The following is a 26589-nucleotide window of genomic DNA, read 5'->3' as shown; positions in this document are numbered from 1 at the left end:
ATTTTCTGCTGAAGATAGGTATTGGTTGAGTTGATTTTATTTTCTATTTTTGGATGATATCAATGAGTTTGACGGAACAGGTTTTATTACAACGTCAACAATTAGAAGAAACAGTTGCATATGCATTATCAATCGCCAAAAAGAGTTGTGATGCAGCTGAAGTGGCTATTAATAAATCAACAGGTATCAGTGTAAGTAAACGTTTTGGTGAAACTGACAATATTGAATGTAATAGTGATGGTGCTCTCTTGGCATCACGGTTTATCATAAACAACAAAGGTAGTGCCTCGTCCACTAATTTACATCCAGCAGCGATTAAGCGTACTGTGCAAGCCGATATTGATATTGCACAGTATACTTCGGAAGATCCTTTTGCTGGTTTAGCAGACGCTGACCTTTTGGCTTATCAATCACCTGATTTAAAACTCTTTTATCCCTTTGATATTGATGCTGAAAAAGCGATCCAATTGGCAGTTCAAGCGGAGATGTCGGCTTTAAATGCGGATAAAAGAATTAAAAATACTGAAGGTGGAAGTTTTAATAGTCATTATGGCATTAGAGTGTTTGGTAATACTCACGGAATGTTACAGAGTTATTGCTCCAGTCGGCACTCAATGTCAAGTTGTGTGATTGCTCAGGAGAATGATGGAATGGAGCGCGATTATGCTTATTCCATTGCCCGTCGATTAGAGGATTTGCAATCACCTCAATGGGTTGGACAGGAGGCTGCTCGCCGAACTGTCGCCAGGCTTTCACCGCGTAAATTATCAACTATGAAGACACCGGTCATTTTTGCTGCTTTATTGCGAGAAATGGGGACGGGGTTAGTTGTTACTGAATTGATGGGCAGGGAGTTAGCTCGGTAACGGTGGATTATTCTCGGGGAGCAGCAGGTTTTTGGGTTGAAAACGGCGTAATACAATATCCTGTCAGTGAAATTACTATTGCTGGCAATCTAAAACAGATGTGGGCTAATATCGTAACAATAGGCAACGATATTAAAACTCGCAGTAATATTCAATGTGGTTCGGTATTATTACCAGAAATGCATGTTGCTGGTCAGTAAATTTTGCTAATAATTGCTTTCGTTGAATGAGAAGATTTGGCCGGATTGAACGGCTAAAATGATAGGCATTTACAGCAAGAGCAGAAATTACCAGATGACGGAAAAGTTATAGATGGGGTTGATGCCAACTCAGTAGCATTTTAGTGTGGCAGAATGACTTTTACTCAATTTGCCACAGTATATTAAATGACATTGAAAGAATAATAGTGTTAGCAGATATCGCGTAATTTTGAGGTAGTTGATAGCGGTGAAAAATGGCTGTCTAATAACGTTGATTTAATTACACTTTTTGAAAGAGACTGGTTAATCGTCTTCAAGTTTATGATGAAAAAGTTGAATCATTGCTGCTAGTGCCTGCTCTTCATCTGGACCGGTTACTTCAATATCGATATAACTACCTTGTTCTGAGTCTAACATTAACATCGCTATAACACTATCTGCTTGAGCTTCTATATTATGGCAATTGCGCAATAGCACCGAAGATTCAAATTGTTGGATTAGTTCACATAGCATCATTGCTGGCCTGGCATGCATACCCTGTTGATTTTTTATAATAATGAGTTGATAGACCGTCATGACTTTCTCTTTTCTAACGTCCGATGACGCGACTGAACATTTTTGCCTCTAGAACGAAAGTAATCAGCCAGTTGTTCGGCAACATAAACTGAACGGTGTTTACCTCCGGTACAACCGATAGCAATCGTCAAATAGCTACGGTTATTAGATTCTAACATGGGTAACCATAATTCAAGATAACTACGTGTTTGATAGATAAAGTTATGCACTTCTGTGTGTCGGTCAAGAAAGGCGGCAACAGGACGATCGAGACCTGTCATAGGACGTAATTTAGGATCCCAATGTGGGTTAGGTAAAAAACGGACATCAAACACATAATCTGCATCGATCGGAATACCATGTTTAAAGCCAAAGGATTCGAAAACCATTGTCAATTCACGTTCCCGTTTACCTAATAAGCGTGCTCTAAGCATTTCAGCCAGTTCATGTACTGACATTTCAGAGGTGTCGATAACTAAATCTGCGCGTGAGCGGAGTGGCTCTAATAGATCATTTTCTTCATCAATAGCATTTTCTAATGATAAATTTTTATTGGAGAGTGGATGTAAACGGCGTGTATCACTATATCTTCTGATCAGCGTATTACGATCTGCATCAAGAAAAAGTAATTGTGGGGAAAAACTAGCCGGTAGATTTTTTAACGCATTCTCGAAAATTGTTGGGTTGTCTGGCATATTACGAACATCGATACTCACGGCCGCAGAAGTTTGTCGTTCAGCAAGTGAATTTGCTAATTCTGGCAGTAAAATAACGGGCAGATTGTCAACACAATAAAAACCCATATCCTCCAGTGCCCGTAGAGCAACTGATTTACCTGAACCAGAACGGCCACTGACTATCATCAGCACCATGAGTCATACCCCTTAAGTTTCTTCACAATGAAAATCATTATTTGGCTTAGATTTTTAGAAACCAGTTATTCAGTAATGATTTTATAGAGTTCATCATTACTTTGCGCAGCGCGTAAACGACGACATAGGTTCTTATCAGTTAACCGTTTGGCAATTAAAGAGAGAGTATGTAAATGTGTTTTACATTGCTCTGAAGGAACTAATAATGCAAACAGTAAATTGACTGACTGATTATCAATGGCATCAAAAGCAATAGGTTCATCTAAATGGAGAAAAACACCAACTGCGTCGGATGAATTGTTTTCATTTAATTTGCCATGTGGGATTGCAATACCTCCACCTATACCGGTTGTGCCGACTTTTTCACGGGTTAATAATGAGTCAAAAACGACACTTTCAGGTACATTCAGTGCAATTGCAGCAACTTCACTAATAATTTCTAGTGCTCGTTTTTTACTAGTACAATGTACATTATTGAGTGTACATGATGGTGTTAATACCGAGCTTAATGATAATTTTTTTTCACTGTTCATTGGATTTATTCACTTAGGGCAATTATACCAGATATCCATAATGAATATCTGGCATGAACGATACTAACATCGATAATCTACATTTAGTGTCATAGTGCCCTTGTTGTTTAATAACACAGATTCATGTTGTTTCAATTTTTCTTTGTATTTAGTAAGCTGGCGCGCCATTTTTTCTACCATGGCATCAATTGCCGCATACATATCATCTTCTTGAGCAGAAGCATGTAGTTCTGCTCCATTTACTTTCGCCGTTGCCTCAGCAATTTGATTAAATTTCTGTACTTTTAAAATTACATGAATAGCATTGATATGGTCAAAGTATTGTTCAAATTTCGAACACTTTTCTTCCACGGTTTGGCGTAATGCTTCAGTAATTTTAATATTTTGGCCAGTAATTTGAAATTCCATAGTATCTTCCTTCTCAGTTAATTCAAATCAGTTTTTTACGCTGATTCGAGGGTGGAATGGATAGAGACTCTCGATATTTAGCAACTGTACGACGAGCAATTTGAATACCTTGTTCTGCTAGTATGCTCGTTAATTTGTTATCACTCAAGGGTTTTGCAGGGTTCTCTGCCGCAATGAGTTTTTTTACTAGCGCGCGTATAGCGATAGAAGAGGCTTCTCCTCCGGTATCAGTGTTAACATGGCTAGAAAAAAAGTATTTCAGTTCAAAAATACCTCTTGGACTATGTAGATATTTTTGCGATGTGACACGGGAAATCGTCGATTCGTGCATATCAACCTGATAAGCAATATCCGCTAGTACCATAGGTTTCATATACTCTTCACCATATTCAAAAAACTGTTGTTGATTTTCAACAATACATTGGGCAACTTTTAATAAAGTTTCATTACGACTTTCTAAACTTTTTATTAACCATTTTGCATCTTGTAAGTTGTTACGGATGAATTGGTTATCTTCTTCATTATCAGAGTATTGACCTAGAGAAGCATAATGTTGATTGATTTTTAAGCGTGGAATGTTTTCAGTATTTAGAGCTACTTGCCAGTCATTATCTATTTTGCGCACCAGAGCATCGGGGACAATATATTGTGGTTCATTAGTTTGAATGATTTGCCCAGGTTTAGGATCTAATAGTTGGATCATAGCGATAACTTCTTTCAAGGCCGGTTCTTTTAATTTGGTTTTTCGGCTAAGTTGCCGAAAATCACGATTGCCAATTAATTCTAAATGGTCGTTAATTATCAGTTTAGCTTCTTTTAGAAAAGGAGTCTCGCGAGGTAACGCTGATAACTGAATTAGTAAGCAGTCTTTTAAATTTTTGGCTGCGACGCCAATCGGATCGAAGTGCTGGATCCGTTTTAATACAATGTCAACTTCTTCCTGGGTAATATCTGCTAGGGCTAAACCCGCGTAAATATCTTCAATAGTGGTGCTTAAATAGCCGGAATCATCCACAGCATCAATAATGGCGGTGGCAATCGCGGCATCTATTTCAGTAAAAGGTGTTAATGATGCTTGCCAGGATAAATAATCTTGCAACGTTTGCAATGTTTCTCCTTGGTAGATAGGAAAATCATTGTCACTAAAATTATTGGTTAGAGTTGGATAGTTATCTGAGTGGTAAATTTCTTCCCAATTAGTATCTAAAGGTAATTCGCTTGGCACATCATTTTGTTCGATGGCGTCAAAACTATCTAGTGCCGCTGGCTCGTTATCATTAATATCTGATGTTTCAATTTCCTGGTAGAGGTCATCTTGTTCAAGTAAAGGATTGCTTTCAAGAGCTTGCTGAATTTCGTGTTGAAGTTCTAATGTTGAAAGTTGCAACAAACGAATAGCTTGTTGTAGCTGTGGTGTCATCGCCAACTGCTGACTGAGTCGGAGTTGCAAACTCTGTTTCATAAAATTGGCTTAGCCTCTTGGGAATAACATAATAAAAAAATTTACCAACTTTAATTAGTCACGGTTAGAGGCGGAAACCTTCTCCCAAATAGACGCGTTTGACTTGTTCATTTTCTAAAATTGCTTTAGGAGTTCCATGCGCGATAAGATGACCTTGACTGACAATGTAAGCACGTTCACAGACATCTAATGTCTCTCTCACATTGTGATCGGTTATTAATACGCCTAAACCATAATCTCTCAAGTGTTGGATTATTTTTTTTATATCTAATACTGAAATCGGATCAACACCAGCAAAAGGTTCATCTAAAAGAATAAATTTAGGATCAGCCGCTAATGCCCGGGCTATTTCTACCCGTCGACGCTCCCCGCCAGAAAGTGATTGACCGAGGTTATTTCGCAAATGAGTAATACTAAACTCTTCCATCAATTCTTCGGCACGTTGCTGTTTTTCTTCGAATGTTAAATCTTTACGAATTTCTAATACAGCCATCAGATTCTCGTAAACGTTTAGCCGGCGAAATATTGAGGCTTCTTGCGGTAAATAACCTATTCCCCTACGAGCCCGTTCGTGAAGCGGCAGCAAACTAATATCTTCATCGTCGATAGCAATTTTTCCAGTATCACGAGGAAAGATACCAACTACCATATAAAAGGTTGTCGTTTTACCTGCACCGTTTGGCCCAAGTAAACCAACGATTTCACCTGAACTGACCTCCAGGCTAACGTCTTCAACAACCTTGCGGTTTTTGTATGTTTTTGCCAAATGTTTCGCAGTTAATTTCGCCATTTTTTATTATTTACTCTTACTATTATTTGTACTTTTTACCCCAGGGCCTTTTTCTTGTAATTGGGCAGGTAACAGTATGGTCGTTACTCGTTTCCCTTTATCACTAAATGCTTCCATTTGTTGGGTTGGGACTAAATAGGTAATTTTGTCACCTTTAATATTGCTATCTAGTTGTTCAAGGTAAGCATTACCCGTTAGGATGACCAGCTCTTTTTCCATTTCATAACGTATTTTGTCGCTGTGACCTTTGATCGGTTTACCATCATCTTGTAATTGATAGAAATTGGCTGGTGTACCATAGGCTTCGACAACCATCTTTTTGGCATCGCCGTTCGGACGGGTTACAACGACTTTATCAGCTCGAACAGCTATAGAACCTTGTTTTATGACAACATTTTCTGTAAATGTGGTAATATTTTTTTCTAAATCAAGTGACTGTTTAACTGAATCAATCTGAATGGGTTGTTGAGAATCACTTTTCAGCGCTATTGCTGGCAAGCTTAATATGAATATTGAACTAGTCAATGCTACATTAATGAAGATTTTTTTTACCAATATCATTTAGTTGTTTCCTTCTGGAGCTGTTTGCTTATTGGGGATTTCATAATAGGTTTTAACATCTTCAATTAATTCAGCGGTATGCGTTCTCATATTACCGCGCATTTTCATACCCACTGATCTTAAACCGATACCAATTACCGTGACTTTATCATCAGATGAAACATCCTGGGTAATTAGGTTAACGATGGCATTTTCCGTCAAAATTTTTTGTAAATCTGAAGTTGGATTTAAGCTATTTACTTGAACATTACCATATAAATAAAGCATGTTGTCGTTGGTTAATTTGGCTTTATTGGAGCGTACGGCCCAAGTGGGGATACTTTTTGGGTCATAAGTTGTTAATACTGGATTAATAAACCAGCTGGTTTTATTACTCGAAAAGTAGTGCGTATCATCGGTTATCAGCTTATAGGCCAATTTACCCATTGGATCATAGACATGGGTAATGGCATTACCAGTTTGATAATTTGGTTGGCTGTTATCCACCATAGCTGGTGCTTTTGATTGATTAAAATCAGCTAAGTTCCAGCCAATAAGCGCTAAAACAATTAGTGTTAATATAATGTTAAGCCAAAACTTAAATTTGCTCATCGTTGTTTCATTTTTGCCTATATTGATAAACCTTGGGCATTTTCTATCTTATCTTGAGCAAGCAGGATCAGATCACAAATTTCACGTACCGCACCTTTGCCGCCTGCTTGATATGTAACATAATGCGCTTTACTTAACAACATTGGATGCGCGTCAGCTACAGCAACCGAAAGTCCTATCTGCGACATGACAGGCCAGTCAATTAAATCATCACCAATATAAGCAATCTGTTGAGGTTGGAGTTTTAATCGGGTTATCAGATCATTATAAGCTAATTTTTTTTCACTTTGCCCTTGGTAAAGATAATTAATACCGAGTGTTTTGGCACGATCTTCCAATAATTTAGCTTTACGACCAGTAATAATGGCAACTTCAATTGCAGAGGTCAGTAAACAAAGGATACCATAACCATCTTTTACATTGAATGCTTTTAGTTCTTCTCCATTATTTCCCATATAAATTAAGCCATCTGTCATGACACCATCAACATCACAAATTAGTAATTTGATAAGACGTGCTTTTTCAACGATATGTTGGTATATTGGGCCATAACAGGTTGTGATTTTATTATCATTATTCATGTATTATTTCCAATAATTATATGATGCCAGCTTGCAAAAGATCATGCAGATGAATAACACCAATAAGTGTATCTGCTTTTGCCACCAGTAAGGAAGTAATATGGTGGTGTTGCATCAAATTTAAGGCGTCAATCGCTAGCATATCGGGTTTTACCATAATACCACCGGCTGTCATTACATCGGTAATTTTGGCATTATTTAAGTCAATATTCATTGCAAAGACGCGTCGTAAGTCACCATCGGTAACAATACCTTCAATTTGCATTTCTTCATTACAAATCACAACCATACCTAGTTTTTTGCGAGTAATTTCCACTAATGCTTGCTGTAATGTTGCCTGTTTCATGACATTTGGAATATTTTTCCCAGTATGCATTAGGTCACTCACTCTTAATAAAAGTTTGCGGCCCAATGTGCCACCTGGATGAGAAAGTGCAAAATCTTCAGCAGTAAAACCCCGCGCTTCAAGTAAAGCGACCGCAATAGCATCTCCCATAACTAACATCGCGGTTGTGCTTGTTGTTGGCGCTAGACCTAATGGACAAGCTTCCTGCGGTACTTTGATACAAAGGTGAAAATCTGCCGCTTTTCCCATGCTACTAGCAGGATTTTTTGTCATACAAATTAACGCAATGTGTTGGCGTTTTAACACTGGAATGAGTGCTAATATTTCATTTGACTCACCGGAATTAGAAATAGCCATAACAATATCTTGACGACTAATCATGCCTAAATCACCATGACTAGCTTCTCCTGGATGGACAAAAAAAGCCGGTGTTCCTGTACTGGCTAATGTGGCTGCAATTTTTCGGCCAATATGGCCTGATTTACCCATCCCCATAACAACGACTTTGCCAGTACATTTGAAAATCAGTTCACAAGCTTGGTTAAAATCATCATTGATATATTGCTCCAAATTGGCAAGCCCGCTACGTTCAATCTCCAATACCTTCTTCGCTGTTTTTTGAAAATCAATATCAGACATTTTTATTCCCCAATTTAATATAACTAATTTAATTATATGGGTTAATAGATGTTTAGTAAGACTCGTTTTTTCATATCACTCGCTTTGTATTACTGTCATCAATATATTATCCGTACGTTGTATTATTAGAAAAAATAGCATTTTTCACTATGATGACATTTGAAAATTTGTTTATTGTGACGATGTAATGAACAAAAGTAAAATTGGCAATAATATTGATAGCGAATATATGCTAGTTTTTAGGTAATATGTTCCATACTGAGTAAATATACTTAAATGATAATTAGACAGAAAGGCTATTATCGTCATGAAGAAGTCTGTAGATAATATCATAGAAATCAAAGATATGTCTTTTATTCGGGGTCAACGGCTGATTTTTACCGATATGAGCTTGACGATCCCCTGGGGAAAAATTACGGCAATCATGGGGCCATCAGGTATTGGAAAAACAACGTTGCTACGTTTGATTGGTGGACAATTACAGCCAGATAAGGGAGAAATTTGGTTTGATGGTGTTAATATTCCAACACTATCACGCGCGGAACTTTATGCTGCTCGCAAGAAAATGAGTATGTTGTTTCAGTCAGGTGCCTTGTTTACTGATATGAATGTTTTTGACAATGTTGCTTTCCCTTTACGTGAACATACTGTTTTAGCAGCAGAAATTATTCGAACAGTGGTCATGATGAAACTAGAAGCAGTCGGGTTGAGAGGTGCGGCCAATCTTATGCCAGCTGAACTATCAGGTGGTATGGCGCGACGAGCAGCATTGGCACGCGCTATTGCCCTTGATCCACAATTAATTCTATTTGATGAACCTTTTGTTGGGCAAGATCCGATAACCATGGGAGTTTTGGTTAAACTTATTGATGAACTTAATCATGCATTAGGTATTACTTGTGTTATTGTTTCTCACGACGTGCCAGAAGTGTTGAGCATAGCGGATAAAGCTTATATTATTGCGGAGCAACATGTTATTGCTGAAGGCACAGCGAAAGAATTGCAACAAAATAAGGATGCGCGGGTTAGGCAGTTTCTTGATGGTATAGCAGATGGTCCGGTACCATTTAAGTTTCCGGCAGGAAATTATGCAGCAGATTTATTAGGGTGATGGGATGATACTAATTGATACATTAGCCGCATTAGGCCATCGTTCACTAGCTATGGTGGCGACATTTGGTCGTGCTGGCTATTTGTTATGTCGGGCCTTATTTGGCAACCCTGAATTTGTAAAACAATGGCAATTATTAATAAAACAGCTCTACAATGTAGGAGTCTTATCTTTATTAATTATTGCTGTATCGGGATTATTCATTGGCATGGTACTTGGTTTACAAGGATATTTAGTCTTGACCATGTTTAGTGCTGAATCCAGTCTTGGCATGATGGTCGCTATTTCTCTATTAAGGGAACTAGGACCAGTGGTGACCGCACTTTTATTTGCTGGCAGAGCAGGTTCTGCATTAACGGCAGAAATAGGGTTGATGAAAGCAACAGAGCAGATCTCTAGTTTGGAAATGATGGCGGTTGATCCATTACGTCGAGTTATTGCGCCACGTTTTTGGGCCGGACTGATCAGTATGCCATTACTGGCATTAATTTTTGTCGCCGTAGGCATATTAGGTGGTGCGCTAGTCGGTGTTGATTGGAAAGGAATTGATGAAGGCTTTTTTTGGTCATCGATGCAATCTGCTATTGAGTGGAAAAAGGATATTCTCAACTGTTTTATTAAAAGTGTGGTATTCTCTTTTACAGTCAGCTGGATAGCTTTATTTAATGGTTATGATGCCATCCCAACATCGGAAGGGATAAGTCGTGCAACAACCAGAACCGTTGTTCATTCTTCATTAGCTGTGTTGGGTTTAGATTTTGTGCTTACTGCACTGATGTTTGGGAATTAATTCATGCAAAGTAAGAAAAGTGAAATTCTAGTTGGACTATTTGTTTTGATCGCATTAGCTGCAATTGTCTTTTTATGTTTAAAAGTTGCAGATATTAAATCATTTGGTAATCACCCAACTTATAAAGTTACTGCTTCTTTTACCAATGTAGGCGGATTGAAAGTAAACTCGCCGGTAAAAATAGGTGGTGTGGTGGTTGGCCGAATAGTCGATATTATGTTAGATAAGAAAACTTATACGCCACGTGTTACTTTAGCGATTTTTAGTCAATATGATAATATTCCTGATAACAGCTCATTGTCGATACTTACTGCGGGATTATTAGGTGAGCAGTTTTTAGCACTTAATGTGGGTTTTTATGATCCGGATATGGGAATTACCTTTCTTAAGGACGGTGAACGCATCGAAGATACTAAACCGGCCATAATATTGGAAGATTTAATTGGGCAATTCTTATATAGCAGTGGCGATCCTAATCGTTCGAATAGAGCAAGCTCAGTTTCCGGAAATAACGAAAAATCTTCCACGACACCATGATGAACAATCTAATATGATAAGAAAAGGAACCTATTTTATGTTTAAACGTTTCTTAATAGTGGCTTTGTTAGTGGTTGCTTCTTTTGCGATGGCGATAGATCAAACCAACCCATATAAACTGATGCAAGAAGCCGCTGCTAAAACCTTTACTCGCTTAAAAAATGAGCAGCCTATGATCCGGCAAAATCCAGATTACTTACGCAGGGTTGTTCGTGAAGAACTTATGCCTTATGTACAAATTAAGTATGCAGGAGCATTAGTCTTAGGATCTTATTATAGTAGTGCAACCCCGTCACAACGGGATGCTTATTTTCAGGCGATTGAAGCCTATTTGGAACAAGCTTATGGACAAGCCTTGGCAATGTATCATGGGCAACAATATCAGATTGCGCCTGAACAACCGCTGGGTGATAGGAATGTGGTTGCTATTCGGGTAACAATTACCGATCCACAGGGCCGACGACCACCTGTACGTCTTGATTTTCAATGGCGTAAAAATAGCAAAACTGGCTATTGGCAGGCTTATGATATGATTACTGCAGGTGTTAGTTTAATTACAACTAAACAAAACGAATGGGCTAATATTTTACGTACTAAAGGTATTGACGGTTTGACACAAGTGTTGCTCAATAGTGCAAAAAATCCCATTACGCTGGAAAATAAAAAATCATGATACCCATGTTGACTTGGGAGCAGAAAGGTCAAATGTTGATTTTAACCGGTGAGCTTGATCGTGATACTCTACCCGCTTTTTGGCAACAGAGAAATCAGTTGCTAAAATGTATTAATGCGATGAATGTTTCCCAGTTATCTCATATCGATTCTACCGGACTCGCTATGTTTATTAGGTTAAAATCAGAACAGCAGTCAGAGAATAAATGGGTATTTGAAGGTATTAGTGAGCGTTTTAAGACCCTTATTAGGCTTTATAAACTTGAGGATTTTATGAACTAATTGGGTCATAAATTTTAAAAAGAGTTTATATATAAAGCAAACGCTCTTGTGCATTTTTATGCCAAGGGCGTTTTGTTTGATTTGCAGCAGATGATAGATCGATTAGGATAGATGGATTGTCTTTTAATGTTAGAATTGAGTTTAATTATGGATACAAATGAAATAAAGCAAGTATTAATAGAACAATTGAAACTTGATGAAGTGATTGTCAATGGCGAAGGTAGTAATTTTCAAATCATTGCTGTTGGTGAAATGTTTGACGGTATGAGTCGGGTTAAGCAGCAGCAACTGATTTATGCACCACTAATGGAATATATTGCAGATAATCGGATCCATGCATTATCAATTAAAGCTTATACCCCCGCGGAATGGAAAAGAGATCGTAAGCTTAATGGTTTTTAAGACTATACTTTTGCATTAATAATATAAATATTACTCATAGAGAATTTCTAGATGGACAAGTTTCGATTGAAGGGGCCAACCCGTTTGATGGGAGAGGTCTCGATTTCTGGTGCAAAAAATGCGGCACTACCGATATTGTTTGCATCGCTTTTAGCAGAAGAACCCGTTGAATTACAAAATGTTCCAAAGCTAAAAGATATTGATACAACAATTGAATTACTTAATCAGTTAGGTACAAAAGTTGAGCGTAATGGCGCTATTTTTGTTGACGCACGTGGTATTAATAAATTTTGTGCTCCTTATGAATTAGTCAAGACGATGCGTGCATCTATTTGGGCTTTGGCGCCATTAGTGGCTCGTTTCGGTAAAGGCCAAGTATCTTTACCGGGAGGATGTGCGATTGGTGCGCGTCCAGTTGATTTACATATTGCTGGGCTTGAACAACTTGGTGCCAAAATTACCTTAGATGAAGGTTATGTTAAAGCATCGGTCGATGGTCGTTTGCAAGGCGCCAATATTGTTATGGATAAAGTTAGTGTCGGCGCCACCGTGTCTATTATGACGGCTGCAACTCTGGCAGAGGGAAAAACCGTTATTGAAAACGCAGCTCGTGAACATGAAGTTGAAGACACAGCCAACTTTTTAAATTCATTAGGGGCAAAGATCACGGGTGCAGGTACAGACAGCATTATTATTGAAGGAGTTGTGCGCTTAGGTGGTGGTATTTATCGAATTTTACCTGATCGGATTGAAACAGGTACATTTCTGGTTGCAGCTGCTATCTCTGGAGGTAAAGTAATCTGTCGCAATACTAAACCAGCTACATTGGATGCAGTATTAGCTAAATTACGTGAGGCGGGTGCAGAGATTGAAATTGGCGAGGATTGGATCCAGCTGGATATGCATGGTAAGCGGCCAAAAGCAGTGACTATCAGAACAGAACCGCATCCAGGCTTTCCAACCGATATGCAGGCACAATTTAGCTTACTTAATTTAGTGGCTGAAGGTGTTAGTACAATAACAGAAACTATTTTTGAAAATCGTTTTATGCATATCCCTGAGTTAATTCGTATGGGAGCCCATGCGGAAATAGAAGGAAATACCGTTGTTTGTCATGGTGTTGAACAACTTATGGGTGCACAAGTCATGGCTACCGATTTACGGGCATCTGCTAGTTTAGTACTTGCTGGATGTATTGCGAAAGGAAAAACGACTGTTGATCGGATTTATCATATCGATAGGGGATATGAGGAAATAGAAAAGAAGCTACGTAGTTTAGGGGCCAATATAGAACGTATTACTGCAAAGAAAATATAACCTGCTATTTTACTAAGGTAAAAATCAGTAGCTTTGTTAGACTGCTGATTCTTACTTATTGTAGTAATGATTTACCTTCATTGTACTCTTCAATTTTAACGTGGACAGTCATTGTTTTTTCGTTGCGCAGTAGTGTGACAGGGACGATACTGCCCGGACTAATTTCAGCAACTTGATCCATTGTTTCCGCAGCCGAGATAACCGGTTGATCATTAACAGAAATAATAATATCACCGACTTGAATACCAGCATTTTCTGCCGGGCCATTTGCCGCGACCTGAAAAATACGTAGCCCTTTAATTTGATTAATATCGTTATTGTTAGAGCGAATACGGGGTAAGTCCCGCGCAGTGATACCGATAAAACCGCGGATCACTCGCCCATTACGAATAAGTTTTTCCATAATTTTAGTTGCTAATTCTGTTGGAATAGCAAAACCTAATCCCTCAGGCGTAAAACCATTTTCTGAATGATCAAATGAGAGTGTATTAATTCCCATCAATTCACCTTCAGTATTAATTAGCGCTCCGCCTGAATTGCCATGATTAATAGACGCATCGGTTTGTAGAAAATTCTGTCGGCCGGTAGGACTTAGCCCTACCCGTCCAGTGGCGCTAATAATTCCTTGTGTCACTGTTTGTCCTAAATTATAGGGGTTACCGATGGCTAACACGATATCGCCAACGCGCGCTTTACGTTGTGGGTTAATCGTAATCACAGGAAGATTTTCGGCGTCTATTTTTAAAACAGCCAAGTCTGTTAAGCTATCTGAGCCAACGATGAGTGCGTCAAAAATTAATCCATCAGGCAGTGCAATCTGAATTTGATCTGCGTTATTAACGACATGTCTGTTGGTAATAATATAACCGTTACTGCTCATAATGACACCGGAGCCTAATGCAGTTAATTCGCGCCCATTTTGGGAAAAACTACCGGTCCCGCTGCTATAAACATAGACAACTGCCGGTGCTGCTCTACGTACCGCTTTACTATAACTAATTGGTTGCTCATCTTTTTTACCGTCAAGGAGGTCAGTGAGTCCTTTTGGGCGTAGAGATGGAATAGCCATTAGCAAAATAGTAGCGATAACAAGCCCTCCAATGGCGGCACGAAAAAGCTTGATGAACATAGTAAGTATTCTGTAATAAAAGATAAACGAGATAATAAAATAGCAGGATACCATAAATACAAACAGGTACGATAGTTAACAGTACCTGTTTGCTGGGTGATTAATTGAATATATTATTACCGCGAAGTAATAAATAGATATTTTGATCACCACGTAAAATATTTAATGCTAAAGCAGTAGGTTTAGTTTCAATAATTTTACGCAGTTGATTAATATTTTCTATCCGTTGTTCGTTGGCATTAATAATAAGATCACCTTTTGCCAGGCCAAGCATGGCTGCAGGTGAATTAGACGAAACGCTATCGACCTTAACACCTTTAGTGCCTTTGATTGTACTATTGCTTAAAGTGGCTCCTATTAGTGACGTGGTTAAAACTTCTGCTTTCGTACTGCTAGAATCACTATCTTCTAAGGTAACATTCACTTCCATTGGCTTGCCTTTACGTAGTAGACCGATGGTGATCTGCTTACCGATTTCACTAGTGCCAATTTTAGCTCTCAATTCAGCGAAGCTATTGATATATTTGTTATTAATCGAAACCAAAATATCACCAGATTTAATGCCTGCTTTAGCTGCTGCAGAATTTGGTATCACTTCACTGACAAATGCCCCTTTTTGCACATCAATCTTCAATGCTTTCGATACATCAGAAGTCATTTCAGTGCCTTTGATCCCTAGCAATCGACGTTTTACTTCACCATGTTTGATAATTTGATCACTAAGAGATTTAGCCATATTGGATGGAATGGCAAAGCCAATACCAATATTACCCCCACCAGGCGCTAAAATAGCGGTATTAATACCAATTAGTTCACCATTGAGATTAACTAATGCGCCACCTGAGTTACCTCTATTAATAGAAGCGTCAGTTTGAATAAAATTTTCCAGACCTTCTACATTTAAACCACTACGACCCAATGCAGAAATAATTCCTGATGTTGCTGTTTGACCTAAACCGAAAGGGTTACCAACAGCAACAGCAAAATCACCAACTCGCAGTTTATCGGAGTCAGCTATTTTAATCGCCACTAAGTTCAATTTTTTCAGATTTGCTGTATTTGAATCTTTGATTTGTAATAGGGCGATATCTGTTTGAGGATCACGGCCGATAAGCTTAACGTCAATTTCTCTGCCATCATTAAGCTGAATTTGGATGCTATTAGCATTATCGATGACATGGTTATTAGTTAGGATATAACCTTTTTCAGCATCAATAATAACCCCGGAGCCTAATCCTTCAAAAGGGCGAACACTTTGTTGTTGTGAGGGAAAATTGGGCCCAAAAAAGAATTTAAATTCTTCTGGTAGCTGTTGATTTTGAACACGTGTTCCAGATACACGAATACTAACTACGGCAGGAAGTACTTTTTCTAGCATCGGTGCTAGGCTAGGTAATTCTTGACCAGATGATAAAGCAATTGGTGGCATTGATGCAGCATGACTTACTGCAGGTATACTTATGAGTGAAAGACTGATACTCATAGCTAATATAGTTAAAAAATGTTTCTCTTTTTTCATCATGAATTCAATTCTCTTACATACCTAGTTTATTTAAGGTAATTTGCTATCCTGGATATAAAAGGCCTCAGCAGGTTTAAGACTTTAAATTATGCAAAAAAGTTCAGCCAACAGATAGTAGTAATCGTTTTTTTACATGTATTTACATGATATTAATTTTTTACAACAAAATAACTCTATCAGGTGGATACGCTATCATCAAAATTAGGTAAAGATACAATTTTATTAATATATCAAACCTAATTTACTTTCTTTTTTCTTTTATTGTGCGAAATAAGCCAGAAGAACCTTCAGAGTAATCTTTAGGTGGTAAATTAACCGGAGCTTGATCATTGTCTGATTCTGATTCAGTCAAACGATAGTTAAACGGGTTGTTTTGTATTGGCATATCAGGCATCAATTCATGAGAACTTTTTGCCATATGCTGGTAGAGTTGACGATAATCTTGCGCCATGTTATCGAGTAACTCTGCACTACGCGCAAAATGGCTGACCAATTCTTTACGATATTCTTCCAATTCATGGTTTTTCTTTTCAAGTTCAGCTTGTAAAGCTTGTTGGTTGCGTAGCTTGGTATTGCCGAAGCGAACTACTAGTGCACCAATAATGAAACCTACAATTAGACCGATTAGTGCATATTCCCAAGTCATGTTGACTCCTTCATTAACAAAACAACATTTATTTTCATAGAAATAGATTCACAGTATAGCAGTCACTATACCTGTTAAAAGGCTATAAGTGAAAGTGGGAAAAGTTATTGCTAATGATTTCATAGTATTTTGCGGTATTAAAGTAGTAAAGATTATCGATATAATGTTTATGATTGGTTTCATTGGTCAATTAAATTATGACATTTTTAAGGAGTATCACGTTGATGGCATTGTTGACTCCCACTAAACTTTACCAACATTTTTTGGCTACCGGTGATTGTCAATTTGATGAGGTGCAAAGTAAGGCGATAGCACGTTTAGATATTATTCATCATCAGTTGCTTAATAAAACATCCCAGTTATCATTGAAAAATAAAATTGGCCAATTATTTGCTAAGAAACTTCATACAAATCGTGAGCCTGTGCAGGGATTATATATGTGGTGAGGTGTCGGCCGAGGTAAAACTTGGCTGATGGATCTCTTTTATCAGCGTTTACCGGATGGCAGAAAATTACGCTTACATTTTCATCTTTTCATGTGGCGAGTGCAGAATGAAATGATTGAGTTACAAGGTCAGCCAGATCCATTGGAAATTATTGCTGATAGATTTAAAAAACAGACCGATGTTTTATGCTTTGATGAGTTTTTTGTCTCTGATATCACTGATGCCATGATTTTGGCAACGTTATTGAAAGCTTTATTTGCAGAGGCATTTGCTTAATAGCAACGTCTAATATTCATCCAAATGAACTCTATCGAAATGGATTGCAACGAACACGTTTTCTACCTGTGATCGAACAAATTAAAAAATATTGTGACATTATCAATGTTGATGCAGGTATTGATTATCGTTTACGTACCTTGAAGCAAGCGGGTCTTTATCTTACGCCAATTGATGAAGCGAACTGCAATCGTATGGATGAGATATTTATTAAATTAGCTGGCAAATCTGGAGTTAGGTTTCCTATTCTTGAGATTAATCATCGTACTATGCCGGCAATCTGTACCGCAGAAGGCATTTTATCGATTGAATTTAAGGTATTATGTGAAGATGCACGTAGTCAAAATGACTATATCGTCTTAGCAAAAGATTTACGGTACTACTGTATAATGTTTTGTTGATGTCAGAACTGCATGAAGATGTAGCCAGGCGTTTTCTCGCTCTGATTGATGAGTTTTATGAACGAAAAGTTAAGTTGATTATTAATGCTGAGGTAGAAATGGATAAACTTTACCAAGGGCATTTGTTACGTTTTGAATATCAACGCTGTGTATCAAGATTGCAAGAAATGCAGAGTGAGGAATACCTAAAATTACCTCATATAGCTTGATTAGCGGGTAATAATATAATAAATTGACGAGAAATTTATTTTTGGGTCGATTTTTGGCGAAAATTTCTCTATAATCTTTCCACCCCACGTTACAGCAAGTCTTTTATTTCCCAAAAATCTTGCATTAATGTCAGTTTGACTACTCGAAGGGGTAGGATTTACTGGACAAAAATTAGCGTGAACATACTGAAGTATTTTTATAAAATATGAGTGTTCGCCAACATGTAACTTATATATGGGTAAGCTTTAATGAAAACTTTTATAGCTAAACCAGAAACCGTAAAACGCGACTGGTACGTTGTTGATGCAGATGGAAAAACTTTAGGCCGTCTTGCAACTGAAATTGCTCGTCTTTTGCGCGGCAAGCATAAAGCGGAATATACTCCGCATGTCGATACTGGTGATTACATCATTGTTGTTAATGCAAAAAAAGTTGCTGTTACTGGTAACAAGCGTGAAGACAAAATCTACTATCGCCATACTGGTTATATCGGTGGTATCAAACAAGCGACCTTCGAAGAAATGATTGCCCGTCACCCTGAGCGTGTAATTGAAATTGCGGTTAAAGGTATGCTACCCAAAGGACCTCTTGGTCTTGCGATGTACCGTAAAATGAAAGTTTATGCGGGTAGTGATCACAACCACGCGGCACAGCAGCCGCAAGTTCTTGACATTTAATCGGGATGGATATAGGCAATGGCTGAAAATCAATACTACGGCACTGGTCGCCGCAAAAGCTCTTCCGCACGTGTCTTCATTAAGTCAGGTAGCGGTAATATTACTATCAATCAACGCAGCTTAGAAGAATATTTTGGCCGCGAAACGGCGCGAATGGTTGTTCGCCAACCGTTAGAATTGGTTGATCTGTTGCAAAAACTGGATCTATACATTACCGTTAAAGGTGGTGGGATTTCTGGTCAAGCAGGTGCAATCCGTCATGGTATTACACGTGCATTGATGGGATATGACGAGACACTACGTTCAGAATTACGTAAAGCTGGGTTTGTTACTCGTGATGCGCGTTCTGTTGAGCGTAAGAAAGTGGGACTGCGTAAAGCACGTCGTCGTCCACAATACTCTAAACGTTAATTTCTTGTTTTTACAACAAATTAGTAATAAAAAGCCCGCCTAAAGGCGGGTTTTTAGCATGTTATAAATTTATCTCATCTTGCGATTATTAATTTAATTTTTTTTGTTATAAATTTTTTCAATAAAAAATTGCTTGAATTTTGTACATTTATCATAAAATCTTGTCAAACTTTCCCCCATATTGAACAAAATCTGATAGACTATAGGCCATTATTTTCTTATCTATTTCTCACCTGATTTGGTGGAAATAACATGTATTAATTGTAGTTTAATAAATAAAGGTCAAATGTCTGTTAACCGAGTAAATTGGTTCACCAGCATTTTAAACATGTAAGAATGGCCTGATTAATTATATTATGGCTGTTTATTCTTTTTTAATAAAACTTGGAGGTTTTCATGGCTGTCGCTGCCAACAAACGTTCGGTAATGACACTGTTTTCCGGCCCGACCGACATATTTAGCCATCAAGTGCGGATCGTATTGGCAGAAAAGTGCGTGAGCTTTGAGATTGAGAATGTTGAAGCGGGTAATTTGCCTCAAGATTTGATTGATCTAAATCCTTACCAAACAGTACCAACGCTGGTTGATAGAGAATTAACATTGTATGATTCCCGTGTTGTTATGGAATATCTTGATGAACGCTTTCCGCATCCACCATTGATGCCTCTTTATCCCGTTGCTCGTGGTAATAGTCGTTTGATGATACATCGGATAGACAATGATTGGTATTCTTTGATGTATAAGATTGAAAATAAGGATCCTCAAGCTGATGCTGCCCGTAAGCAGTTAAGGGAGGAACTGATAGCAATCTCGCCAATTTTTAAAGAAAGACCGTTTTTTATGAGCGAAGAATTTAGTCTAGTTGATTGCTATTTAGCTCCCCTTTTATGGCGTTTACCTTACTGGAAGATCGACATCCCTAAAGGAAAAGAAACAGAGGGCATTCGTTCTTATATGGAACGTGTATTTGAGCGAGACTCTTTCCTTGCTTCATTAACTGAAGCTGAGCGTGAGATGCTTTTATCTACCACAGGTTAATTTATTATGGAATTGTTAGGAATGTCTCCACGTCGTCCTTACCTTCTTAGGGCTCATTATGAATGGCTTCTCGATAATAATATGACACCCCATTTAGTTGTGGATGTTAATATTTTTGGCGTAAATGTACCGATGGAATATGCGAATAAAGGACAGATTATTTTAAATATTACACCTTCTGCTGTCGGTAATTTAGAACTGACTAATGAAATTGTCAGCTTCAATGCCCGTTTTGGTGGAGTTCCTCGCCATGTTGAAGTACCTATGAGCGCTATTATTGCTATCTATGGGCGCGAAAATGGAGCAGGAATGATGTTTGAACCTGAACCAGAATATGAGGATGGTGCAGGTAATTCTATTGCTCAAAGTGAAAATTTAGTACTGGTTAGTGATACTGATTTGTCAAACGAAGCGCAAGAAATAAAGTCGATTTCATCTTCTGATGATGAGCCGCCGATGCCACCGAAAGGACGCCCGACGCTACGTGTTATAAAATAAGGTATCTCATGATTGAGGGGGAGTATCAAATACTGCCCTTTTTTCTTTTTTAAATCTATATTTTTTGTTTATTAAATTTTTATTTATCTGATAATTATAAAATTTCGTTTATAAATTAATTCATTATTCATGAAAATCTAAATGTAAATTATCCCTCATAATGTATGTTAGATCCCTCTGTTTTTTATCTATATAAGTTATGATTTAAGCTGATTTTTTGTATCGGAGTGTGTATGAAGCTGCTTAAAGGATTTGCTCAATATTATGTTGATTTAATGATTAAGCTTGGCGTAATGGGATTTTCCTTACTATGAGCCACAGCACTTGTTGTATTCGCTATGGTATTACAGATCGCGGTTGATATTTTATTATATGGCAATGTTCATAATATTGATTTGGTTCGCTCTATCTTTTTTGGATTGATTATTATGCCTTGGGCGGTCTATTTTATTTCTGTTGTGGTCGAACAACTTGAAGAGTCTCGTCGTCGTTTATCAGGCATGGTTGATAAATTAGAAGTTATGCGTAAGCGTGATGCCGAGCTTACTGACAAACTTAAAGAAAATATTGCTCAGCTCAATTTGGAAATTGCAGAGCGTGAAAAAATACAAAAGGCGCATTTATAATTATTAGAAAAATTGCAAAAAGAGATGAAGCGCCGAGAGCAGACACAACTTGAGTTTGAACAGCAGTCTATATTATTACAATTATTTTTAGATGCATCACCTGATCTTGTTTATTATCGTGATGAAAATAATGATTTTTCTTGTTGTAATCGAGCAAGGGAATTATTGACAGGTCGCAGTGAAAAGCAGCTTATTGGGCTAACTTATCGTGAAATTTATGGTGAGGAAGTGGCCGAAAAGGAGCTGGAAACTGATGAAAAAGTATTTCGTCATAATGTGTCATTGACCTATGAACAATGGTTGGTATATCCCGATGGACGGAAAGCATGCTTTGAAATACGTAAAGTCCCGTTTTATGATCGGGTTGGAAAACGCCATGGGTTAGTAGGGTTTGGACGCGATATTACCGAGCGTAAGCATTATCAGGAAGCGTTAGAAAATGCCAGTAGGGATAAGACAACGTTTATTTCAACCATCAGCCATGAGCTTCGTACGCCGCTTAATGGGATTGTTGGACTGAGTCGTATATTACTCGATACTGAATTAACCGATGAACAAACAAATTATTTGAAAACTATTCATGTCAGCGCTATTACTTTAGGTAATATTTTCAATGATATTATTGAGATGGATAAGATTGAACGCCGCAAGGTTAGTTTAGATAGTCAACAAATTGATTTTAATGAATTTATTTCTGATCTTGAAAATTTATCGGGGCTTTTAGTACAACCTAAAGATTTAAAGTTTATCTTAGAAGTAAAAGAAAATTTACCGAGCAAGATCATTACTGATGCAACACGGTTACGGCAAATACTATGGAATTTAATTGGTAATGCCGTCAGATTTACTCAACAGGGTGAGATCAAAGTTCGTATTTGGTATGAAGGACATGAGCAACTTTTTATTCAGGTTATTGATAGCGGTATTGGCATTCCAAAAGAGGCGCAAAAAAATTTTTTGCCATGTACTATCAGGTAAAGGGTAGTGCTAGTGGCCGACCAGAAACGGGTACTGGAATTGGTCTTGCTGTTTCTAAACGGTTAGCGCAAAGCATGGGGGGAGATATACAGGTCGATAGTACATTAGGGGTAGGTTCTTGCTTCACTGTATCCGTTATAGCGCCCATTGTAGCAAAAACGATTGAAACCCCAACAACAGAAGCTGTTTTACTACCTAAGTTGCATATTCTTTTAGTGGAAGATATTGAATTAAATATCATCGTTGCACGATCTGTATTAGAAAAATTAGGCCATACCGTTGATGTTGCTATGAATGGAAAAGAAGCACTAAAAATGTTCAAAATTGGTAGTTACGATTTGGTTTTATTGGATATCCAACTACCTGATATGACCGGTCTCGATATTGCACGTCAGTTTCATCAAATCTATGCTAATGATAAACTTCCACCTTTAATTGCATTAACAGCTAATGTATTGAAAGACAAAAAAGAGTATCTTGCTGCCGGTATGGATGATGTATTGAGTAAACCACTGTAGGTAAGTGCATTAATAAAGATTATTGAAAAATATTTGACCGATTGTAAAAATAAATCCTTCAACATTCCGCTAAAACAACTTGCCAATCATGATGACGTATTAGATATCAATATGCTCAACCAATATTTCGAATTAGTTGGACCAAAACTGATTGAAGAGAGCATAAAGATCTTGGAAAATGTGATGCCAGGATACCTATCTTTATTGGATTCTAATATTGTGGCCAAAGACAGAAATGGGATTGTTGTAGAAGCCCACAAAATTAAAGGTGCAGTAGGTGCAGTTGGTTTGCGCCATCTCGAGCAGTTAGCTCAACAGCTCTAATCTCCTGATTTACCTGCCTGGTGGGATAATATTCAGGAATGGTTTGATGAATTAAAAGTAGATTGGCAAAAAGATGTTAAAGTTTTGAAACGATGGTTAGTCGTCGCTCAAAAAAAATAACCCCAACCGAAGTTGGGGTGCGCGAATATTGCGCCAATACCAGGGAAATCGTTTTTACTCACCAATTATGATATGCATAAATATAGATGGTGAGTAAAATAGGAACCTGTATTTTCTGTCAGCCAATCAACATAACAAATATAATCGTTTTTGTTACAAGATTCATTAAAATTTGTGAGCAAGTTCCATGTTATCACATTAAATGAATTAGTAACAATCTACTACAAATGAAGTCAAATATGGAAACCTATTGCAGTAATTTTAAGCGGATGTGGTGTATTTGATGGCAGTGAAATTCACGAATCAGTACTTACTATGTTATCTTTGAGTGAAAATGATGTTGAAATATGTTTTTTTGCACCTAATAGAGAGCAACTAGGTGTTATTAATCATATAAATGAAGAAACAAATCAAGCAAAAAGGAACATAATGGTAGAGTCTTCACGTATTTCACGTGGGAAAATAGCACCTTTATCATCTGCTGATGCAAAAAAATTTAGTGCAGTCATTATTCCTGGTGGTTTTGGGGTGGCAAAAAATTTATCTAATTTTGCTATTAAAGGAAGTGATTGTGAAATAGATAAAGATTTATTAACATTTTGTCGCGAAATTCACCAACAAGGTAAGCCCATGGGATTGATGTGTATTGCGCCTGTTATGTTACCTAAAATTTTAAATAAAGCGGTAAAGTTAACAATAGGCAATTATAAAAAAACTATTGCCCAAATAGAACAAATGGGAGGAACACATATTATTTGTTCCTTTGATAATATTGTGGTTGATGAAGATAATAACGTAATAACAACACCCGCTTATATGTTGGCATCATCACCAAATGAAGCATGGCAAGGAATTAATAAATTAGTTAAAAAAGTAATTGAACTGGCAAGTCGTTAGTTATGTTAGTTTACTTACTATTATTATGGCATTGGTTAAAAAGGGGGCTTTGTTGAATAAATCGAACTTTTAGGTGATTGGCGGAGCTGATCGCTAAATTCGTTTCAACATCAGGTCCCCATGGCAAAGCAAAAGTTTAAAATTACCAACTGGCCCGCGTACAACAAGGCACTCAGACAACGCGGTTCCCTGACGGTCTGGCTTGATGAGTCGGCCATCGCTGAATGGACTGACAGTTCTTCGCCTGAAGGTCGTGGCCGGCCGCTTTACTACAGCGATATGGCTGTTACCACTGTCCTGATGATGAAGCTTGTGTTTAACCTGTCGCTCCGGGCATTACAGGGCTTCGTTGATTCGATTTTTAAACTCATGTCTTAGCCGCTGTGCTGTCCGGACTACTCGCTGGTCAGCAGACGAGCAAAGAGCGTCAACATCAGCATAAAAACGCCAACGCGTAGTGAAATCTCGCATCTGGTCATCGACAGTACCGGTCTGAAGGTCTTTGGCGAAGGTGAATGGAAAGTCAGGCAGCATGGGGCTGACAGACGAAGAGTGTGGCGCAAGCTTCATCTGGCAGCAGACAGTGTGACTCATGAGATTATCTGTGCCGACTTATCGCTCAGCGGAACGACAGATGCGCAGGCACTGCCGGGCCTTATTAACCAAACCCACCGGAAAATCAGGGAAGTGTCAGCAGACGGTGCTTATGACGCCTGTTACTGCCACGATGCGTTGCTAAGAAAGAAAATCAGGCCCCTTATCCCGCCGCGAAGCGGAGCGAAATACTGGCCGGACAAGTACCATGAACGTAACCATGCGGTGGCGAATCAGCGTCTGAGCAGGAGTAATGATATGTGGAAAAAGAAAGTGGGTTATCACCGGCGTTCAGTGGCAGAAACAGCGATGTTCCGCATAAAAACTTTGCTGGGTGGCCATCTGAGGCTGCGTGACTATGAGGCTCAGGTAGGTGAAGCAATGGCGATGGTCAAAGCGCTGAACCGTATGACGTTGTTGGGTATGCCACACAGCGTCAGGATCGGATAACAGCTGTAGCAGAGGGAGCCATCCTGGCGGCTAATTCTGATTTATTCAACAAAGCCAGTGACATGTTAAGCTCTATTTAAAATATTACTTATATCATTAAATTAGTCAAAACTGCATTTATTATTAAGCTAAAGCCGTGAATAAACGCAGTATATTTTATACTTCAGATAACAAATTATCATGCTATAACCACAATATTTGCCTTATTTGCCTTATTTGCCTTATTTGCCTTATTTGCATTATTTGCCTTATTTGCATTATTTGCTATTTGCTATTTGCTATTTGCTATTTGCTATTTGCTATTTGGCATAATGTCATGGTGCCATATCTGACGGTAATTTTGTATAGTCAATTCGTTTATTATTAAAGTCAATAACACTATTTTGTTGATGACAAATATCGTTTGAAATCATATGACAGGAATGGCCAATACTGGGATCGTCAATGCCTGACCATTCAGAAAATAGAGTTAAAAAGTTAATTCCACTTCTAGCAGCAGTAATGTACTGCCGTTCGTTAGAATTATAAGAACTAATAAATAGTGGTACTTCATAATCCTGACGGTATTGATAATTATGAGTAAGTTTTAGGTCACTCCGGTTGTTTTTATTGACGAAACCGAGGCCATGATCAGAAAAATAGATCATTGTCCATTTTGATTGGCTGTCGGTTAAATATTGATGAATTGTTGCTAACAGTTGATCAGTATTTTTTATGCTCTGTATATAGCATGAAATCTCTTCACTTTTGTAAAAAGTTTCATAGTGATCATTAGTCCTTGCGCAAGCGCGAGGATGACTACCAATTAAATGAACAATAATGAATTTTTTGGCCTGAGGAGCTTTGATTGCTGTTGCAATTTGTGGCAGTAATTCATCATCATAGGTCTCTTTACTATTATAACTTGCTCTTTTCAGAAAAAACGAATGATCTGCTTTTTTCCCCATAGAGGCAATCGGTGTGGCGTAGATACCAACAGCTCCCTGATTTGATAACCAATAGGTAGTAAATCTCCATTTTTTTGCCAGCGCAATAACGCTATTGGCTAATTTGGGTGCTTGGGTCAGGGAGCTGGTTAATGATGGAATAGTTGATGAAGCGGCTGAAATATAATGGTTGAATAGAATACCATTAGCGCTATCCATAAATGGGGTATTATTAATTGGAAAGTCATAAACGTGCATAAAATCGCGTCTAGCGCTTTCACCAATCACCATAACATAGGTATCAAATGGCGTGGCACTATTGTTTGGCTGGAAGTCATCTGTTTGCGCAAGTAAACTAAAAAGTTTATTGGTTTCTTCCTTGGCACT

General features: G+C 38.0%; 25 protein-coding genes and 5 pseudogenes. 16 read left to right on the top strand and 14 right to left on the bottom strand.

Going from position 1 to position 26589, the window contains the following annotated elements; genetic code table 11:
• Positions 1 to 62: 62 nt before the first annotated feature.
• Positions 63 to 1066 (top strand): annotated as a pseudogene (locus E3U36_RS09470) (metallopeptidase TldD-related protein).
• Positions 1067 to 1369: 303 nt separating this feature from the next.
• Here the strand turns inward: E3U36_RS09470 and npr are convergent.
• From npr to kdsD, 10 genes and pseudogenes are all read right to left on the bottom strand, one after another.
• Entirely contained in the window at positions 1370 to 1642 is a 273-nt protein-coding gene (npr, locus tag E3U36_RS09465) for a PTS phosphocarrier protein NPr (protein WP_180816360.1), read from the bottom strand.
• Complete coding sequence (rapZ, locus tag E3U36_RS09460; RefSeq protein WP_180816359.1) at positions 1639 to 2493, bottom strand: RNase adapter RapZ; 855 nt, start codon at positions 2491 to 2493, stop codon at positions 1639 to 1641. The genes npr and rapZ overlap by 4 nt, the downstream gene beginning before the upstream one ends.
• 65 nt (positions 2494 to 2558) lie before the next feature.
• Complete coding sequence (ptsN, locus tag E3U36_RS09455) at positions 2559 to 3026, bottom strand: PTS IIA-like nitrogen regulatory protein PtsN (protein ID WP_180816358.1); 468 nt, start codon at positions 3024 to 3026, stop codon at positions 2559 to 2561.
• Positions 3027 to 3149: 123 nt separating this feature from the next.
• A pseudogene (gene hpf / locus E3U36_RS09450) lies at positions 3150 to 3434 on the bottom strand (ribosome hibernation promoting factor); the annotation flags it as partial.
• 22 nt (positions 3435 to 3456) lie between these two features.
• Positions 3457 to 4896 (bottom strand): RNA polymerase factor sigma-54, encoded by a 1440-nt coding sequence (rpoN, locus tag E3U36_RS09445; protein WP_180816356.1) that lies wholly within the window; start codon positions 4894 to 4896, stop codon positions 3457 to 3459.
• A gap of 64 nt (positions 4897 to 4960) precedes the next feature.
• On the bottom strand, positions 4961 to 5686 hold the full coding sequence (gene lptB, locus E3U36_RS09440) for an LPS export ABC transporter ATP-binding protein (protein WP_180816355.1): 726 nt from the start codon (positions 5684 to 5686) through the stop codon (positions 4961 to 4963).
• A 6-nt stretch (positions 5687 to 5692) separates the two neighbouring features.
• Positions 5693 to 6247, bottom strand: a complete 555-nt coding sequence (gene lptA, locus E3U36_RS09435) for a lipopolysaccharide ABC transporter substrate-binding protein LptA (RefSeq protein ID WP_180816354.1) — start codon at positions 6245 to 6247, stop codon at positions 5693 to 5695.
• A complete protein-coding gene (gene lptC, locus E3U36_RS09430) occupies positions 6248 to 6838 on the bottom strand; it encodes an LPS export ABC transporter periplasmic protein LptC (RefSeq protein ID WP_180816353.1) in 591 nt (196 codons plus the stop codon). It abuts the gene before it with no gap.
• A 17-nt stretch (positions 6839 to 6855) separates the two neighbouring features.
• Complete coding sequence (kdsC, locus tag E3U36_RS09425; protein ID WP_180816352.1) at positions 6856 to 7419, bottom strand: 3-deoxy-manno-octulosonate-8-phosphatase KdsC; 564 nt, start codon at positions 7417 to 7419, stop codon at positions 6856 to 6858.
• Positions 7420 to 7435: 16 nt separating this feature from the next.
• Entirely contained in the window at positions 7436 to 8404 is a 969-nt protein-coding gene (kdsD, locus tag E3U36_RS09420; protein WP_180816351.1) for an arabinose-5-phosphate isomerase KdsD, read from the bottom strand.
• 307 nt (positions 8405 to 8711) lie between these two features.
• Between kdsD and mlaF the strand changes: the two genes are divergently transcribed.
• The 7 genes from mlaF to murA all read left to right on the top strand — a co-directional run bounded on the left by mlaF (position 8712) and on the right by murA (position 13515).
• A complete protein-coding gene (mlaF, locus tag E3U36_RS09415; RefSeq protein WP_180816350.1) occupies positions 8712 to 9515 on the top strand; it encodes a phospholipid ABC transporter ATP-binding protein MlaF in 804 nt (267 codons plus the stop codon).
• A gap of 7 nt (positions 9516 to 9522) precedes the next feature.
• Positions 9523 to 10305 carry a lipid asymmetry maintenance ABC transporter permease subunit MlaE gene (mlaE, locus tag E3U36_RS09410; RefSeq protein ID WP_180817612.1) on the top strand — a complete coding sequence of 261 codons (783 nt, stop codon included), beginning with the start codon at positions 9523 to 9525 and terminating at the stop codon, positions 10303 to 10305.
• Between the two features lie 3 nt (positions 10306 to 10308).
• On the top strand, positions 10309 to 10842 hold the full coding sequence (gene mlaD / locus E3U36_RS09405; RefSeq protein ID WP_180816349.1) for an outer membrane lipid asymmetry maintenance protein MlaD: 534 nt from the start codon (positions 10309 to 10311) through the stop codon (positions 10840 to 10842).
• A gap of 37 nt (positions 10843 to 10879) precedes the next feature.
• The gene (gene mlaC, locus E3U36_RS09400; protein WP_180816348.1) at positions 10880 to 11515 is read left to right on the top strand and encodes a phospholipid-binding protein MlaC; all 636 of its coding nucleotides are present in this window, start codon (positions 10880 to 10882) and stop codon (positions 11513 to 11515) included.
• A gap of 5 nt (positions 11516 to 11520) precedes the next feature.
• Positions 11521 to 11796, top strand: coding sequence for a lipid asymmetry maintenance protein MlaB (gene mlaB / locus E3U36_RS09395; RefSeq protein WP_369412939.1), 276 nt, complete (start codon positions 11521 to 11523; stop codon positions 11794 to 11796).
• Positions 11797 to 11943: 147 nt separating this feature from the next.
• Positions 11944 to 12198, top strand: coding sequence for a BolA family iron metabolism protein IbaG (gene ibaG / locus E3U36_RS09390; RefSeq protein ID WP_180816346.1), 255 nt, complete (start codon positions 11944 to 11946; stop codon positions 12196 to 12198).
• A gap of 51 nt (positions 12199 to 12249) precedes the next feature.
• Complete coding sequence (gene murA, locus E3U36_RS09385; RefSeq protein ID WP_180816345.1) at positions 12250 to 13515, top strand: UDP-N-acetylglucosamine 1-carboxyvinyltransferase; 1266 nt, start codon at positions 12250 to 12252, stop codon at positions 13513 to 13515.
• 55 nt (positions 13516 to 13570) lie between these two features.
• Here murA and degS read toward each other — a convergent pair whose 3' ends face one another.
• The 3 genes from degS to zapG form a co-directional block, all read right to left on the bottom strand.
• Positions 13571 to 14644 carry an outer membrane-stress sensor serine endopeptidase DegS gene (gene degS / locus E3U36_RS09380; RefSeq protein ID WP_180816344.1) on the bottom strand — a complete coding sequence of 358 codons (1074 nt, stop codon included), beginning with the start codon at positions 14642 to 14644 and terminating at the stop codon, positions 13571 to 13573.
• A gap of 100 nt (positions 14645 to 14744) precedes the next feature.
• Entirely contained in the window at positions 14745 to 16163 is a 1419-nt protein-coding gene (locus E3U36_RS09375; protein ID WP_180817611.1) for a Do family serine endopeptidase, read from the bottom strand.
• A 244-nt stretch (positions 16164 to 16407) separates the two neighbouring features.
• The gene (gene zapG / locus E3U36_RS09370) at positions 16408 to 16812 is read right to left on the bottom strand and encodes a Z-ring associated protein ZapG (RefSeq protein WP_032115672.1); all 405 of its coding nucleotides are present in this window, start codon (positions 16810 to 16812) and stop codon (positions 16408 to 16410) included.
• 224 nt (positions 16813 to 17036) lie between these two features.
• Here zapG and zapE point away from each other — a divergent pair.
• The 8 genes and pseudogenes from zapE to E3U36_RS09330 all read left to right on the top strand — a co-directional run bounded on the left by zapE (position 17037) and on the right by E3U36_RS09330 (position 25276).
• A pseudogene (zapE, locus tag E3U36_RS09365) lies at positions 17037 to 18144 on the top strand (cell division protein ZapE).
• 249 nt (positions 18145 to 18393) lie between these two features.
• Positions 18394 to 18822, top strand: coding sequence for a 50S ribosomal protein L13 (gene rplM / locus E3U36_RS09360; protein ID WP_180816343.1), 429 nt, complete (start codon positions 18394 to 18396; stop codon positions 18820 to 18822).
• An 18-nt stretch (positions 18823 to 18840) separates the two neighbouring features.
• Complete coding sequence (gene rpsI, locus E3U36_RS09355; protein WP_180816342.1) at positions 18841 to 19233, top strand: 30S ribosomal protein S9; 393 nt, start codon at positions 18841 to 18843, stop codon at positions 19231 to 19233.
• A gap of 396 nt (positions 19234 to 19629) precedes the next feature.
• Positions 19630 to 20271 carry a stringent starvation protein SspA gene (gene sspA / locus E3U36_RS09350; protein ID WP_180816341.1) on the top strand — a complete coding sequence of 214 codons (642 nt, stop codon included), beginning with the start codon at positions 19630 to 19632 and terminating at the stop codon, positions 20269 to 20271.
• Positions 20272 to 20277: 6 nt separating this feature from the next.
• A complete protein-coding gene (gene sspB / locus E3U36_RS09345; protein ID WP_180816340.1) occupies positions 20278 to 20769 on the top strand; it encodes a ClpXP protease specificity-enhancing factor in 492 nt (163 codons plus the stop codon).
• 338 nt (positions 20770 to 21107) lie between these two features.
• Positions 21108 to 23335: pseudogene (arcB, locus tag E3U36_RS09340) on the top strand (aerobic respiration two-component sensor histidine kinase ArcB).
• 237 nt (positions 23336 to 23572) lie between these two features.
• Positions 23573 to 24232, top strand: coding sequence for an isoprenoid biosynthesis glyoxalase ElbB (gene elbB, locus E3U36_RS09335; protein ID WP_180817610.1), 660 nt, complete (start codon positions 23573 to 23575; stop codon positions 24230 to 24232).
• A 120-nt stretch (positions 24233 to 24352) separates the two neighbouring features.
• Positions 24353 to 25276, top strand: a pseudogene (locus E3U36_RS09330) (IS5 family transposase).
• A 314-nt stretch (positions 25277 to 25590) separates the two neighbouring features.
• On the opposite strand, the gene E3U36_RS09325 reads toward E3U36_RS09330, so the two are convergent.
• On the bottom strand, positions 25591 to 26493 hold the full coding sequence (locus E3U36_RS09325; protein WP_180816339.1) for a phosphoethanolamine transferase: 903 nt from the start codon (positions 26491 to 26493) through the stop codon (positions 25591 to 25593).
• Positions 26494 to 26589 lie beyond the last annotated feature (96 nt).

This window comes from Arsenophonus endosymbiont of Aphis craccivora (assembly GCF_013460135.1).
GTDB classification, from domain to species: domain Bacteria; phylum Pseudomonadota; class Gammaproteobacteria; order Enterobacterales; family Enterobacteriaceae; genus Arsenophonus; species Arsenophonus nilaparvatae.
The sequence above is the reverse complement of the archived record's forward strand: the minus strand, read 5'-3'. Positions and strand labels throughout refer to the sequence as shown.

What these genes read in the sequence shown, in the direction of transcription:
- npr (WP_180816360.1), bottom strand. Translation starts at nt 1,642, where the DNA reads ATGACGGTCTATCAACTCATTATTATAAAAAATCAACAGGGTATGCAT.
- rapZ (WP_180816359.1), bottom strand. Translation starts at nt 2,493, where the DNA reads ATGGTGCTGATGATAGTCAGTGGCCGTTCTGGTTCAGGTAAATCAGTT.
- ptsN (WP_180816358.1), bottom strand. Translation starts at nt 3,026, where the DNA reads ATGAACAGTGAAAAAAAATTATCATTAAGCTCGGTATTAACACCATCA.
- rpoN (WP_180816356.1), bottom strand. Translation starts at nt 4,896, where the DNA reads ATGAAACAGAGTTTGCAACTCCGACTCAGTCAGCAGTTGGCGATGACA.
- lptB (WP_180816355.1), bottom strand. Translation starts at nt 5,686, where the DNA reads ATGGCGAAATTAACTGCGAAACATTTGGCAAAAACATACAAAAACCGC.
- lptA (WP_180816354.1), bottom strand. Translation starts at nt 6,247, where the DNA reads ATGATATTGGTAAAAAAAATCTTCATTAATGTAGCATTGACTAGTTCA.
- lptC (WP_180816353.1), bottom strand. Translation starts at nt 6,838, where the DNA reads ATGAGCAAATTTAAGTTTTGGCTTAACATTATATTAACACTAATTGTT.
- kdsC (WP_180816352.1), bottom strand. Translation starts at nt 7,419, where the DNA reads ATGAATAATGATAATAAAATCACAACCTGTTATGGCCCAATATACCAA.
- kdsD (WP_180816351.1), bottom strand. Translation starts at nt 8,404, where the DNA reads ATGTCTGATATTGATTTTCAAAAAACAGCGAAGAAGGTATTGGAGATT.
- mlaF (WP_180816350.1), top strand. Translation starts at nt 8,712, where the DNA reads ATGAAGAAGTCTGTAGATAATATCATAGAAATCAAAGATATGTCTTTT.
- mlaD (WP_180816349.1), top strand. Translation starts at nt 10,309, where the DNA reads ATGCAAAGTAAGAAAAGTGAAATTCTAGTTGGACTATTTGTTTTGATC.
- mlaC (WP_180816348.1), top strand. Translation starts at nt 10,880, where the DNA reads ATGTTTAAACGTTTCTTAATAGTGGCTTTGTTAGTGGTTGCTTCTTTT.
- mlaB (WP_369412939.1), top strand. Translation starts at nt 11,521, where the DNA reads ATGTTGACTTGGGAGCAGAAAGGTCAAATGTTGATTTTAACCGGTGAG.
- ibaG (WP_180816346.1), top strand. Translation starts at nt 11,944, where the DNA reads ATGGATACAAATGAAATAAAGCAAGTATTAATAGAACAATTGAAACTT.
- murA (WP_180816345.1), top strand. Translation starts at nt 12,250, where the DNA reads ATGGACAAGTTTCGATTGAAGGGGCCAACCCGTTTGATGGGAGAGGTC.
- degS (WP_180816344.1), bottom strand. Translation starts at nt 14,644, where the DNA reads ATGTTCATCAAGCTTTTTCGTGCCGCCATTGGAGGGCTTGTTATCGCT.
- E3U36_RS09375 (WP_180817611.1), bottom strand. Translation starts at nt 16,163, where the DNA reads ATGAAAAAAGAGAAACATTTTTTAACTATATTAGCTATGAGTATCAGT.
- zapG (WP_032115672.1), bottom strand. Translation starts at nt 16,812, where the DNA reads ATGACTTGGGAATATGCACTAATCGGTCTAATTGTAGGTTTCATTATT.
- rplM (WP_180816343.1), top strand. Translation starts at nt 18,394, where the DNA reads ATGAAAACTTTTATAGCTAAACCAGAAACCGTAAAACGCGACTGGTAC.
- rpsI (WP_180816342.1), top strand. Translation starts at nt 18,841, where the DNA reads ATGGCTGAAAATCAATACTACGGCACTGGTCGCCGCAAAAGCTCTTCC.
- sspA (WP_180816341.1), top strand. Translation starts at nt 19,630, where the DNA reads ATGGCTGTCGCTGCCAACAAACGTTCGGTAATGACACTGTTTTCCGGC.
- sspB (WP_180816340.1), top strand. Translation starts at nt 20,278, where the DNA reads ATGGAATTGTTAGGAATGTCTCCACGTCGTCCTTACCTTCTTAGGGCT.
- E3U36_RS09325 (WP_180816339.1), bottom strand. Translation starts at nt 26,493, where the DNA reads ATGGTGATTGGTGAAAGCGCTAGACGCGATTTTATGCACGTTTATGAC.